Consider the following 13,190-nt stretch of genomic DNA (forward strand, 5'->3'; position numbering starts at 1 on the left):
CTCCCGAAAAGCAATTCATATACACAATTTACGTAAACAATGGAGTTTGGCAATGTCTAACGCCGACAAGGCCCGGCAGGCCGCGACCGATCAAATCAATCGTGCCCGGGCCGAGAAGTCACTTCGCCCCTCGATTGCGGGCTTTTTCGACGAGGCTACGTTCACCGTAAGCTACGTCGTCCATGACCCGGTAAGCTGCGAGGCTGCGATTATCGACTCGGTCCTCGATTACGAGGCTGCGGCGGGGCGCACCTCCTATGGCTCTGCGGATCGGATTGTCGAATACGTCACTTCTAATAATCTGAAAGTGACTTGGCTGATCGAAACGCATGCGCATGCCGACCACATTTCGGCAGCGCCGTATTTGCAGGAAAAGCTCGGTGGCAGACTGGCCATCGGCGCGGAAATCGTCCGCGTGCAGGAAGTTTTCGGCAAACTGTTCAACGCCGGCACCGACTTCGAGCGCGACGGATCGCAGTTCGATCACCTGTTTACCGACGGCGAGACGTTCAAGCTGGGTGAAATCGAAGGCATTGCGCTGCACGTGCCCGGCCACACTCCTGCCGACATGGCGTTCATCATCGGTGACGCGGCATTCGTGGGGGACACGATCTTCATGCCCGACTTCGGCACCGCGCGGGCCGACTTCCCGGGCGGCGATGCGCGGCAGCTATTCCAGTCGATCCGCCGCCTGCTTTCGCTGCCCGACGACACGCGTCTGTTCCTGTGCCACGACTACAAGGCGCCGGGACGTGACGAATATGCGTGGGAGACCACCGTCGGCCAGCAGCGCACGGAGAATGTCCATGTGAAGGACGGCGTGAGCGAGGATGAGTTCGTCCAGATGCGGACCTCGCGCGACAGGACACTCGCGATGCCGACGCTCATCATGCCTTCGGTGCAGGTGAATATCCGCGGCGGGCGTCTGCCGGAGCCCGAAGAGAATGGTGTAAGCTACATCAAGATACCGGTGAACGCGGTATGATTGCGGGCTTCACACTCTCCGCATTTCCCGATGCGGCACCGATGGACGGCCTGTTCGGGGGCATCCTCATCGGCCTGGCGGCGGCCCTGATGTTGCTCGGCGCTGGCCGGATCGCGGGCGTCTCCGGCATCGCGGCGCGGGCCACGGGCATTAGCGACAGCGGCATGTCCACATCGAGCGCCTGGATGTTCCTGATCGGCTTGCCGGTCGGTGCCGCTATCGTCGCTATCGCCTCGGGCGGGATGGAGCCCAGCTTCGCCAGCCCGGTGTTCCTGATCGTTGCCGGCCTGCTCGTCGGAGTGGGTACGCGGCTCGGCAGCGGTTGCACCAGCGGGCATGGCGTTTGCGGTGTCAGCCGCCTTTCGCAGCGGTCTATCGTCGCAACGCTGACATTCATGGCGGCCGGCATCGCCACCGTCGCGATCATGAATGCCGCCGGCCTGGAGGTGCTGCCATGATGCGCCGTCTCCTTCCCCCGCTGGTGTCCGGTTCGCTGTTCGGTGCGGGTCTCGCGCTGGGCGGTATGACAGATCCGGCACGCGTTCGCGGCTTCCTCGATATATTCGGTGACTGGGACCCTACCCTGGCCTTCGTCATGGGCGGAGCCGTCATCGTCATGGCGATCGCCTGGCGCTTTCGCGAGCACATGGCGCACCCGCTGTTCGCGGAGAAGTTCTCCCTTCCAGACCGTAGCGACCTCACCGGACGGCTGATCGGCGGGTCTGCCCTGTTCGGGGTCGGCTGGGGGATAGCCGGACTGTGTCCGGGGCCGGGCATCGCGGCGCTGGTAATCGAACCGGCAAGCGCGGCTATCTTCGTCGTTTCGATGCTGGCGGGCATGTTCCTTGTCCGGCTGGTCGAAGGAAACGCATGATGGAAATTTTCGAGGTGACCCCCGAATTTGCGGTCGCTCCGCAAATCCGCCCGGAAGACGTCGCTGCGTTGCGCCAGCGCGGGATCGTCGCACTGATCTGCAACCGGCCCGACGGCGAGGAAGAAGGCCAGCCCGAAGTGGCGGCCATGAGGCGCGCTGCCGAAGAGCAGGGCATGGCCTTCCATCATATCCCCGTCTCCGGCGGCAATTTTCCCGACGGTGCGGTGGCGGCTTTCCGCGCGGTCAGGCGCGGCACGGAAGGTCCCATCCTCGCTTTCTGTCGGACCGGCACTCGCTCGATCACGCTGGATACTCTCGCCGACCCTGACGGCGTAAGCCCCGCGGAACGCATCCAGCGGGCGATCGCCGCCGGCTACGATCTTTCCGCCATCAAAGGGCAGCTGAATTGAGACAATCCCATCAGGTTGTTGTGATCGGCGGGGGTTCTGCGGGGATCGCAACGGCTGCTTCCATGCTACGGCGGCGATCGAATCTCGATATCGCCATCGTCGAGCCGTCCGACTTCCATGCCTATCAACCCGGCTGGACCATGGTCGGCGGCGGCGTTTTCCAACCCGAACAGACACGCCGCTCCACCGCGAGTGTGCTGCCGAAGGGCGTGAACTGGATCAAGGCACGCGCCGCGTCCTTCCAGCCTGAGAACAATCTCGTGAAGCTCGGGGATGGCAGCGAGATCGGCTACGAAGTCCTGATCATGGCGCCGGGCATCCGTCTCGCCTGGGAAAGGATCGAGGGTCTTGAAGAAACTCTCGGCAAGAACGGCGTTACCTCCAACTATCGCTATGACCTTGCTCCCTACACCTGGGAACTGGTGCAGCGGATGAAATCGGGGCGGGCTATTTTCACGCAGCCGCCCATGCCGATCAAATGCGCAGGCGCCCCGCAGAAGGCGATGTACCTGTCCTGCGACCACTGGAACCGCAGCGGCAATCTTGCCGATATCGAGGTCGAGTTCTGCAATGCAGGCGGCGTGCTGTTCGGCGTCCAGGATTATGTCCCGGCGCTGATGAGCTATGTCGAGAAATACGACATCGCGCTCAAGTTGGGCAACAACCTCGTCGCGGTGGATGGCCGCGACCGGATCGCGACATTCGCGACCGACGAAGGCGAAGTGACGCGCGACTTCGATATGATTCATGTCGTTCCGCCCCAGGTCGCGCCGCAGTTCGTCGCCGACAGTCCGCTTGCTGCGCAAAGCGGCTTCGTCGATGTCGACCAGCACACCCTGCAGCACGTACGCTATTCCAACGTCTTCGGATTGGGGGACGGTTGTTCTGCGCCCAATGCCAAGACCGCCGCTGCTGCCCGAAAGCAGGCGCCCGTAGTGGCTGTGAACGCCCTGCGACAGCTGGACGGCAAGGGTCCGACCGCCGGATATGACGGCTATGGATCGTGCCCGCTTACGGTCGAACGCGGCAAGATCGTGCTGGCCGAATTCGGCTACGGCGGGAAGCTCGCGCCCAGCTTCCCCACATGGCTCATCGACGGCACCAAGCCGCAACGCCTGTCATGGATGCTCAAGGCGGACGTCTTGCCGTGGATCTACTGGAACGGCATGCTCAAAGGGCGCGAATGGCTTGCCAGTCCTGGCGGGCTCATCGCCCAATAACGAGGGGCCTTCCTGATGCTCTCGCGTTACCTGCCGATCCTCGAATGGGGTCGGACATATAACCGGTCGATCCTGACCAATGACCTGATGGCCGCGATTATCGTGACCATCATGCTTATTCCGCAGAGCCTCGCCTACGCCTTGCTGGCAGGGCTGCCGCCGGTCGTGGGCCTCTATGCCTCGATCCTGCCGCTGGTCCTCTATGCCATTTTCGGCACCAGCCGGACCCTGGCAGTCGGGCCTGTGGCGGTCGTATCATTGATGACGGCAAGCGCGGCGGGCGCGGTGGCGGCGCAAGGGACGGCGGAGTATCTGGAAGCAGCGATCACGCTGGCGATGCTGTCCGGTGTCATGCTGGCCATCCTCGGCCTTCTGCGCGCCGGATTCCTGGCGAACCTGCTTTCGCACCCGGTCATTAGCGGGTTCATCACCGCCAGCGGCATTCTTATCGCAACCAGCCAGTTGAAGCACATCCTCGGCATTACCGCTGGCGGCGACAACTGGCCAAGCATGCTCGGGTCTCTGGCGAGATCGATCACCGAAACCAATCCCTGGACGCTTGCCATCGGCATCCCGGCGACGATCTTCCTGTTCTGGGTGCGCAAGGGCGCCAAGCCCGCGTTGCAACGCTTGGGCCTTCCCGCACGCGCCGCCGACATGACGGCCAAGGCCGGGCCGGTCGTGGCGGTGGCGTTGACGATCATGGCCGCAATCGCGTTCGACCTTGGCGACAAGGGTGTGAAGCTCGTGGGCGCTATCCCGCAGGGCCTGCCACCGTTTGCCCTGCCATCGACGGACTTGTCGCTGATCCAGCAATTGTGGGTCCCGGCGTTGCTTATTTCGATCATCGGCTTCGTAGAGAGCGTGTCCGTCGCCCAGACGCTGGCCGCCAAGCGCCGTCAACGCATCGAGCCTGACCAAGAACTGATCGGCCTAGGTGCTGCCAATATCGCCAGTGCTTTTTCAGGAGGCTATCCGGTGACCGGCGGCTTTGCCCGCTCGGCAGTAAACTTCGATGCCGGCGCTGAGACGCCTGCTGCCGGAGCCTTCACCGCCGTCGGTATCGCGCTGGCGACGCTGTTCCTCACGCCGCTGCTGTTCAGTCTGCCGATTGCGACCTTGGCCGCGACCATCATCGTGGCGGTGCTGAGCCTTGTCGACATGAAGACACCCGGGCAACTGTGGCGCTATTCCAAGGCCGATTTCGCCGCGCATGTCGCCACCATCGCCGTCACCCTGATCGCTGGGGTCGAGCTTGGCGTGATCACCGGCGTGGCGGTCGGCCTCCTGCTCTATCTCTACCGCGCCAGCCGTCCGCACGCAGCCATTGTCGGGCGCGTGCCAGAGACCGAACACTTCCGTAATGTCGAGCGGCATTGCGTCTTCACCGTCCCGCATGTCCTTTCGATCCGCATCGACGAGGCGCTGACCTATCTCAACGCGCGCTGGCTGGAAGAATATGTACTCGAACGCGTCGCCGAGCGGCCGGAGCTCAGGCACGTAATCCTGATGTGCAGTGCGGTGAACGAGATCGATGCTTCGGGCCTCGAAAGCCTCGAAGCGATCAACCACCGGCTCGGTGACGGCGGGATCGGCCTGCATCTGTCCGAGGTCAAAGGCCCGGTGATGGACCGGCTGAAGCGCACGCATTTTCTGGATGAGTTGAACGGCAAGGTATTCCTGTCGCAGGACCGGGCATTTGCCGAAGTCTCGAAAGACAATGGCGAACCGCCGCCTCCGGTGGATCACTATCTCGCCCGCGGAATGATCTGATTGTTGCGCCTGAGGCAAGTTCCGTTGTGTTTGTTCGACTGCTCCAGCCGCACCGAATCATGTAAGGCCGTTTCATGCTCGATTTTCTCGACGCTCTGATGCTTGCGCGCATCCAGTTCGCCTTCACGGTGAGTTTCCATTTCTTTTTCCCGGCGTTTTCGATCGGCTTGGCGAGTTACCTCATGGTGCTCGAAGGCCTCTGGCTGAAAACCGGGCGGCAGATCTATCTCGACCTGTTCAAATACTGGCTCAAGATATTCGCCATCGCCTTCGCCATGGGCGTCGTTTCGGGGATCGTGATGAGCTACCAGTTCGGCACGAACTGGTCGGTCTTTTCCGACGTGGCCGGGCCGGTCATCGGGCCGCTCATGGCTTACGAGGTGCTGACCGCCTTCTTCCTCGAGGCAGGCTTCCTCGGTGTCATGCTTTTCGGCATGAACAAGGTCGGCAAGAAGCTGCATTTCGCAGCGACCTGCATGGTGGCGCTTGGCACATTCGTTTCGGCGTTCTGGATCCTGTCTGTGAACAGCTGGATGCAGACGCCGACGGGTTACGAGATCGCTGCGAACGGGCAGTTCCTGCCCGGTCCGAGCTGGTGGGACATCGTGTTCAATCCCAGTTTCCCGTATCGCCTCGTGCATACCGTCATGGCCGCTTACCTGACGACCGCGTTCGTGGTGGGCGGGGTGGGAGCGTGGCACCTGCTCAAGGACAGTACCAACCTGCACGCGCGCAAGATGTTCTCGATGGCGATGTGGATGGCGGCCATCGTGACTCCCCTGCAGATCTTCGCGGGTGACATGCACGGCCTCAACACGCTCGAGCACCAGCCGCAAAAAGTGATGGCGATGGAAGGGCATTTCGATAGCCATCCGGACGGTGCGCCGCTGATCCTGTTCGGCATTCCCGACAGCGAGGCCAAGACGGTCCGCTACGCGATCCAGATTCCCAAACTGTCCTCGCTGATCCTCAAACACGATCTCGATGCGCCAATGGCGGGGCTCGATACGATCCCGGACGACGAGGAACCCCCGGTCGGCGTGGTGTTCTGGTCCTTCCGCGTGATGGTGGGGATCGGTTTCGCCATGCTCGGCATCGGTGCATGGAGCCTGCTCGCGCGGTGGCGCCGCAAGCTCTACGACTGGCCCTGGCTGCACAGGGCCGCGCTCGTCATGGCACCATCCGGCTTCGTTGCCGTGCTGGCAGGGTGGATCACCACCGAGGTCGGCCGCCAGCCATATGTGATCTACGGCCTTCTTCGCACGGCAGATGCGGCGAGCCCGCTGGACGCGCCAGCCGTCGCGGCATCGCTGCTGGCCTTCATTGTCGTCTATTTCGCCGTATTTGGCGTTGGCGTGTGGTACATCCTGCGACTGATGGGCAAGGTCCCGCACGTGGGCGAGGTGGGGGTCAAACGCGGCGACACCGGTCCGATCCGCACCGCCGGTATCACCCCGGGCCCGACCCAGAACCCGGGCCATGACGAGCCGCTTCCGGCCGACAAGGAAGACGTGTGATGGACCTGACAGTCATCTGGGCCTTCATCATCGCCTTCGCCGTCTTCGCCTACGTGGTGATGGACGGGTTCGACCTCGGCATCGGCATCCTGTTCCCGACCCTTAAGGTCGGGCAGGGACGGGACCGGGCGATGAACTCCATCGCTCCGGTGTGGGACGGCAACGAAACCTGGCTGGTGCTCGGCGGGGGCGGTCTCTTCGCGGCATTCCCGCTGGCTTATGCAGTCGTGTTGCCTGCCACCTATCCGCTAATCATCGCCATGCTGCTTGGCCTAGTCTTTCGCGGAGTCGCCTTCGAGTACCGCTGGCGTGATCCGGCACACCGGCCGTTCTGGGACGCAGCGTTCTTCGGCGGATCGCTGGTGGCGGCTATGGCGCAGGGCATGACGCTCGGCGCGCTGTTGCAGGGGGTCGAAGTGGTCGACCGGGCCTATGCCGGGAGCTGGTTCGACTGGCTGACGCCGTACACATTGCTGTGCGGGCTGGGCGTGGTCGCAGGCTATGCGCTGCTCGGTAGCACATGGCTCATCTGGAAGCTCGATGGCGGCGCGCAAAAGCATGCCCGCTGGCTCGCTCTGCGCGCCGCAATTGCCACGATCGTGCTGATGGGAGCGGTGAGCCTCTACAACATCTTCCTCAACGCCGAATATGCCGAACGCTGGCTGACAGCGCCGGAAATCTACTTTGCCGCGCCGGTGCCGATTATCACGGCGATCATCGCGGTTTCGATGCTGCGGGCGATCGGCATGGACCGGAACAGCAAGCCGTTCTGGCTCTCGATCGCGCTGTTCCTGTTCGGTATGCTGGGGCTGGGCGTGACCATGTGGCCCTATGTAGTGCCGCCGGGTCTCACCATTTGGGACGCTGCAGCGCCCGAGCGAAGCCAGGTCTTCATGCTCGTCGGTGTCGCGATCACCATGCCGCTGATCATCGCCTATACCGCGTGGGCATATTGGGTATTCCGCGGCAAGGTCTCGGACGAAGGCTACCACTGATGGCGGAGCCCACCGGTCCGCAGTCGCCGCTATGGAAGCGACTGGCGTGGATGGCCGCGATCTGGCTCGCCAGCGTCGCAGTCCTTGGCGCTGTGGCGATGGTTATCCGCTTCTGGCTGAAGGTCTGAACTGGCCCGACACACAGCGGTGCCGAGGCCAATCTCAGAGTTACTTACCCAGGCTGGCCCGCGCCTTCGTGAAGACCTCGACCGCATGGTCGATGTCGTCGCGCGTGATGGCGGAGGACATTTGCGTGCGGATACGGGCCTTGCCCTTCGGAACGACGGGAAACGAGAAGGCGGTCACGTAGATCCCGTTGGCGCGGGCATGGGCGGCGAAATCGGCCGCATCCTTGGCATCGTAGAGCATGATCGGGATGATCGGATGCTCGCCCGGCAGGATGTCGAAGCCTTCCGCCTCCAGCTTCTCGCGGAAATAGCGGGTGTTCTCCCACAGCTTGGCGCGCTGTTCGCCGCGGCGGGCGAGTTCGAGCGCCTTGATCGAACCGGCAACCACGGGCGGCGCGACCGAATTCGAAAACAGGTAAGGGCGCGACCGCTGGCGCAGTATCGACACGATCTCCGGCCTCGCGCTGGTGTAGCCGCCGCTTGCCCCGCCCAGCGCCTTGCCGAGCGTGCCGGTCGTGATGTCCACCCGGTCCATGCAATTGCGATATTCATGCGTTCCTCGGCCGTTCTCGCCAAGGAAGCCGGTGGCGTGGCAATCGTCGAAATGGACCAGCGCGTCGTATTTTTCGGCAAGGGCGCAGATCTCGTCGAGGCGGGCGATGAAGCCGTCCATGGAGAACACGCCGTCGGTCGTGATCAGCTTGAAGCGGGCACCTGCCGCATCGGCTTCCTTCAGCCGCTCTTCCAGCTCGCCCATGTCGTTATTGGCGTAGCGATAGCGCTGCGCCTTGCACAGGCGCACACCGTCGATGATGCTGGCATGGTTGAGCGCGTCCGAAATGACCGCATCCTCGGCCGTCAGCAGCGTTTCGAACAAGCCCGCGTTGGCGTCGAAGCAGGAAGGGTAGAGGATTGTTTCGTCGAAACCGACGAAGTCCGAAATGCTCTGCTCCAGCTGCTTGTGGATGTCCTGCGTGCCGCAAATAAAGCGGACCGAGGCCATGCCGAAACCGTGGGTGTCGAGCCCTTCGCGCGATGCCGCGCGGATTTCCTCGTTATCGGCGAGGCCGAGATAATTGTTCGCACACAGGTTCACGACCTTGCGCGAACCGAGGTCGACGGTTCCACTCTGCGGCGAGGTGATCTCCTGTTCGGACTTGAACAGGCCCTGTTCCTCGATGCTCTCCAGTTCCTGGGCGAGATATTCGTAAAAGCGCTGGCTCATCGTATTTCCTCAATTATCCCAGTTCAGCACGACCTTGCAGGCCTCGCCCGAGGCCATGGCGGCGAAGCCTTCCTCGAAACGGTCGACCGGTAGGCGGTGGGTGATGATCGGCGAAAGATCGAGGCCCGACTGGATGAAGACCGACATCTTGTACCAGGTCTCGAAGATCTCGCGGCCATAGACGCCCTTCAGCGTCAGCATGTTGAAGATGACCTTGTCCATGTCGACCCTCGGCGCTTCTGCAGGCAGGCCGAGGATCGCGACCTTGCCGCCATGCGCCATGTTGTCGATGAGCGAGGCGAAACCCGCCGGCGATCCCGACATTTCGAGGCCCACGTCGAAGCCTTCGGCCATGCCGAGTTCCTGTTGCATGTCCTCGATCGTGCGCTTGGTGGGATTGACCGTCGCGGTTGCCCCCATCTTGAGCGCGAGAGCGAGGCGGTCTTCGTTGAGATCGCTGACGACGACGTGGCGCGCGCCTGCGTGACGGCAGACGGCGGCAGCCATGATGCCGATGGGACCGGCCCCGACGATCAGCACGTCTTCACCCAGCACGTCGAACTGCAGCGCGGTGTGCACGGCATTGCCGAAAGGATCGAAGATGGATGCGACATCGAGGTCGATGCCCGGCTGGTGCACCCAAAGGTTCGCTGCCGGGAGCACGAGATATTCGGCAAAAGCGCCCGGGCGGTTCACGCCGATGCCCTGGCTGTCGGCACACACGTGGCGGCGACCGGCCATGCAATTGCGGCAGCGTCCGCACACGACGTGTCCTTCGCCCGAGACGATCTGGCCGACTTCGAAACCAGAGACGTTGTCGCCGAACTCGACGATCTCGCCGACGAATTCGTGACCGACCGTCATGGGGACGGGGATCGTGCGCTGGGCCCATTCATCCCAGTTCCAGATGTGCATGTCGGTGCCGCAGATCGCGGTCCTGCGGATCTTTACCTTCACGTCGTTCGAGCCGACCTCGGGCTCGGGCACGTCCTGGAGCCAGAGCCCCTTTTCCGCCTTGGCCTTGACCAATGCCTTCACAAAACGTCTCCGTCACTATATCAGAATGGCGCCTCTATACTGGAAAAGCGCAACGGTGCAACAAGGGTCCCAGCATGTCGGATAATGCCATCAGCCAGGAGTTCGGTCGCCGTGTGGGGGTGATGCGGCGCACGCACAAGATCACTCTCGACCAACTGGCCGAACGGTCAGGTGTAAGCCGTTCGATGCTCTCCCAGATCGAGCGCGGGAAGGCCAATCCGACGCTCGCCGTGGCAGCGCGGATCGCCGATGCCTTCGGCCTGTCGATCGTGCATCTGATCGAAGAGGAAATCCGCCCCTCGCTGGTCGAAGTCGTCGACGCGGACGACGAGCAGGCCCTGTTCAGCGAGAAGAACGGCTGCCGCCTGCGCACGCTGACCCCGCTGCACATGGAAAAGAACGTCGAGTTCTACGAGCTTACCTTCGCGCCGGGCGGTGAGCTCGACAGCGATGCCCATTTTGCCGGAACGCGCGAGATGCTGAGCGTGGCCAAGGGCTCTGTCGAAGTCGCAGTCGGGGTCGAACCGCCCACCGCGCTAGCGCAGGGCGATACCGCGCATTACCCCGCCGACCGCAAGCACAAGATCGCCAACCGCGGCAGCGAAGACGCGGTCTGCTACCTCGTCGTATCCTACGCCTGACCCGCCGAGGGCCCTGCGTCAGAGGACTGCCGGAACGAGCCAGACCGCGATGATCGAAACCAGGATGATCGCGACGATGTTGAGCCACAGCCCCGCGCGCATCATGTCCTTGATCGCGACGTCGCCGCTACTGAAGACGATCGCATTGGGCGGGGTGGCGACGGGCAGCATGTAGGCGCAGCTTGCAGCGATAGTCACCGGGACCACCAGGATGAGGGGATCGATCCCCAGTTCGATCGCCAGCGCCGCAACGACCGGCAAGAGGGTCGCGGTGGTCGCGACATTGCTGGTTAGCTCGGTCAGGAAGATCACCAGCGTAGTCAGCGCAATCACGAGAAGAATGTGATTGATTTCGCCCAGCGGGGCGAGCTGCTGGCCCAGCCACAGGGTGAGGCCGGTGGACGATAGCGCCGCGGCCAGCGACAGGCCGCCGCCGAACAGGATGAGGACGCCCCAGGGCAGGCGCTTGGTGTCTTCCCAAGTGACGAGCGCGTGGCGATCGACGCCGCTCGGGATCAGGAATGCGAGCAGGGCAACGGCCATCGCAATGCCCGCATCGGACAACCCTTCGATACCGAGCAGGCCCGAAAGCGGCTTGCGCATGATCCAGCCGAAAACGAGCAGGGCGAAAAGGGCTGCCGTGCGCTTTTCGGCGATGCTCATCTTGCCAAGCGCCTCGTGGCGCCGGTCCATTTCGGCAATCGTTTCGGCAGACGACACAAATTCGACCGGAAACAGGAAGCGCGTAAGCAGCAGCCAGCCGAGCGGAAGCAGGATGACGGAGACCGGTACGCCGATCATCATCCACTGGGCGAACGGGATCTCCACCTGGTATTCGCTTTGCAGGAACCCGGCCATGAAGGCATTGGGCGGGGTGCCGACCAGCGTGGCGACACCGCCGATCGAGGCCCCGTAGGCGAGGCCGAGCAACAGGGCGAGCGTGAAATCGCGCTTTCCCTTTTCGCCCAGTCCCGGTGAGGTTTCGCCCACGACCAGGGCCAGCGAGACCGCGATGGGGAACAGCATCAGCGTGGTCGAGGTGTTCGAGATCCACATGCTGAGGAGGGCTGCAGCCAGCATGAAACCTGCGACGAGCCCCTTCCCGGTGCTGCCCATGTGGCGGAAGATCGCAAGGGCGAGGCGGCGGTGAAGCTGGCTCCGCTCTACCGCCAGGGCGACGAGGAACCCGCCGAGGAAAAGGTATATGATAGGATTTGCGTAGGGTGCTGCAGCCTCGTCTACCGTGGCAATTCCGGCCAGCGGGAACGCGATGATCGGGATGAGGGCCGTAACCGGCAACGGCACCGCTTCGGTGGCCCACCAGATCGCCATCAGCACCCCGATTGCGGCGGCGACCTGCGCAGGACGATCCAGTTCATCCGGACTGAACGCGAAAAAGAAGACGGCAAAGGCGACAAGGCCCGCGATGAGGCCGACCGGATTGAATCCGCGCGGCTGGTCGGCGCTGGCGGCCGGGTTAGTCTTGGTCATTCGCTGTCCGTCCGAAGAAGCTGGATACGGTATCCTGCGCGACCTGCTGCAGGAAGAGCGCGTCCTCAGCGCTCACCGCGCCGAAATAGTCGTAGGGATTGCCGACCGGCGATTGCCCGTAGAGCGTCGCGAAGACCGTCGCCGCGGCAAGATAGGTGCCGAGCATGCTCGGGTGAGAGGAATCGAACGGTTTGTGCAGGACGATATCGGGCCGCCGCCGCAATGCCTCTTCGAACGCCAACCCGACGGGGATGACCATGGCATCGAGCCGGTTTGCAGTGTCGATGTAGAGCCGTGCTGTCTGCGCGGTCATGTCTGGCGAGTAGCGCCGATGCTCGGGCGCGTAGGCTGGTGTCATGTAAAGCACCGGCTCTGCACCGGCTGAGCGGATCGTGTCGGCGTGCCTGGTGGCCGCTTCGTTGAAGCGCGCGCGACTCTCTTCGGTGAGGGCGGCGGAGCTGATCCCTTGCAGGATTACCAGTTCGAAGGGCCGATCGACACTCAGTTTGGTGTGATCGACCAGATGCTCCACCGCATGATCCCGCAGCGCCGCACCGCCGATGGTCGCCGACTTGTAGGATGGCTCAGCCTCTCCCAGAACGCCGGAGGCAGCGACCATGCGCTGGACATGGTTATGCAGGCTGTCGTTGTAGTAGAAGTAGCTGTTCCCGATGAACAGGATCGTCTGCGGCGGCGCATGGTCGAGTTGCGTGACCTCGGGCGCCGGCAGGCCATAGGTGGCGGATTGCGCCGAGAGGGGGCTGCAGCCCGAAGCAAGCGGCATCGTCGAAGCGGCTGCCAGGAGCAACAAGCCTGCACGCAAAAACGCCATTCCTCATCCCCCGATCGCGGCCTGATCCGGCCAGTCCCCGACCGAGTGATGCGCCCAGATT

Annotated in this window: 14 protein-coding genes; 10 read left to right on the forward strand and 4 right to left on the reverse strand. The window is 63.1% G+C overall.

Going from position 1 to position 13,190, the window contains the following annotated elements; all coding sequences use genetic code 11:
• Positions 1-52: 52 nt before the first annotated feature.
• The 9 genes from K3179_RS06860 (at position 53) to K3179_RS06900 (ending at position 7,902) form a co-directional block, all read left to right on the forward strand.
• Positions 53-985 (forward strand): MBL fold metallo-hydrolase, encoded by a 933-nt coding sequence (locus tag K3179_RS06860; protein ID WP_221563376.1) that lies wholly within the window; start codon positions 53-55, stop codon positions 983-985.
• Entirely contained in the window at positions 982-1,443 is a 462-nt protein-coding gene (locus K3179_RS06865; RefSeq protein WP_221563378.1) for a YeeE/YedE family protein, read from the forward strand. Before K3179_RS06860 ends, K3179_RS06865 begins: the two co-directional genes overlap by 4 nt.
• Complete coding sequence (locus K3179_RS06870; RefSeq protein WP_221563379.1) at positions 1,440-1,859, forward strand: DUF6691 family protein; 420 nt, start codon at positions 1,440-1,442, stop codon at positions 1,857-1,859. The genes K3179_RS06865 and K3179_RS06870 overlap by 4 nt, the downstream gene beginning before the upstream one ends.
• Positions 1,856-2,269 (forward strand): protein tyrosine phosphatase family protein, encoded by a 414-nt coding sequence (locus K3179_RS06875; RefSeq protein ID WP_221563382.1) that lies wholly within the window; start codon positions 1,856-1,858, stop codon positions 2,267-2,269. The genes K3179_RS06870 and K3179_RS06875 overlap by 4 nt, the downstream gene beginning before the upstream one ends.
• Before the next feature lie 62 nt (positions 2,270-2,331).
• Positions 2,332-3,489: an NAD(P)/FAD-dependent oxidoreductase gene (locus tag K3179_RS06880; protein ID WP_247712902.1), complete on the forward strand. Its 1,158-nt coding sequence runs from the start codon at positions 2,332-2,334 to the stop codon at positions 3,487-3,489.
• A 15-nt stretch (positions 3,490-3,504) separates the two neighbouring features.
• The gene (locus K3179_RS06885; RefSeq protein WP_221563385.1) at positions 3,505-5,262 is read left to right on the forward strand and encodes a SulP family inorganic anion transporter; all 1,758 of its coding nucleotides are present in this window, start codon (positions 3,505-3,507) and stop codon (positions 5,260-5,262) included.
• A gap of 74 nt (positions 5,263-5,336) precedes the next feature.
• Positions 5,337-6,779, forward strand: coding sequence for a cytochrome ubiquinol oxidase subunit I (locus K3179_RS06890; RefSeq protein ID WP_221563387.1), 1,443 nt, complete (start codon positions 5,337-5,339; stop codon positions 6,777-6,779).
• Complete coding sequence (gene cydB / locus K3179_RS06895) at positions 6,779-7,774, forward strand: cytochrome d ubiquinol oxidase subunit II (RefSeq protein ID WP_221563390.1); 996 nt, start codon at positions 6,779-6,781, stop codon at positions 7,772-7,774. Before K3179_RS06890 ends, cydB begins: the two co-directional genes overlap by 1 nt.
• Positions 7,774-7,902 carry a DUF2474 domain-containing protein gene (locus tag K3179_RS06900; RefSeq protein WP_221563392.1) on the forward strand — a complete coding sequence of 43 codons (129 nt, stop codon included), beginning with the start codon at positions 7,774-7,776 and terminating at the stop codon, positions 7,900-7,902. The genes cydB and K3179_RS06900 overlap by 1 nt, the downstream gene beginning before the upstream one ends.
• 40 nt (positions 7,903-7,942) lie before the next feature.
• On the opposite strand, the gene K3179_RS06905 is transcribed toward K3179_RS06900, so the two are convergent.
• Positions 7,943-9,127: a glycine C-acetyltransferase gene (locus tag K3179_RS06905; protein ID WP_221563393.1), complete on the reverse strand. Its 1,185-nt coding sequence runs from the start codon at positions 9,125-9,127 to the stop codon at positions 7,943-7,945.
• A gap of 9 nt (positions 9,128-9,136) precedes the next feature.
• Positions 9,137-10,165, reverse strand: coding sequence for an L-threonine 3-dehydrogenase (gene tdh / locus K3179_RS06910; RefSeq protein ID WP_221563395.1), 1,029 nt, complete (start codon positions 10,163-10,165; stop codon positions 9,137-9,139).
• Positions 10,166-10,239: 74 nt separating this feature from the next.
• On the opposite strand from tdh, the gene K3179_RS06915 reads away from it, so the two are divergent.
• Positions 10,240-10,806: a helix-turn-helix domain-containing protein gene (locus K3179_RS06915; protein ID WP_221563397.1), complete on the forward strand. Its 567-nt coding sequence runs from the start codon at positions 10,240-10,242 to the stop codon at positions 10,804-10,806.
• 18 nt (positions 10,807-10,824) lie between these two features.
• Here the strand turns inward: K3179_RS06915 and K3179_RS06920 are convergent, their stop codons facing one another.
• The gene (locus tag K3179_RS06920) at positions 10,825-12,297 is read right to left on the reverse strand and encodes an SLC13 family permease (protein WP_221563399.1); all 1,473 of its coding nucleotides are present in this window, start codon (positions 12,295-12,297) and stop codon (positions 10,825-10,827) included.
• On the reverse strand, positions 12,284-13,129 hold the full coding sequence (locus tag K3179_RS06925) for an SGNH/GDSL hydrolase family protein (protein ID WP_221563401.1): 846 nt from the start codon (positions 13,127-13,129) through the stop codon (positions 12,284-12,286). Before K3179_RS06925 ends, K3179_RS06920 begins: the two co-directional genes overlap by 14 nt.
• Positions 13,130-13,190: the final 61 nt, after the last annotated feature.

The sequence above is a fragment of the Qipengyuania intermedia genome, from assembly GCF_019711615.1.
GTDB lineage: Bacteria > Pseudomonadota > Alphaproteobacteria > Sphingomonadales > Sphingomonadaceae > Qipengyuania > Qipengyuania intermedia.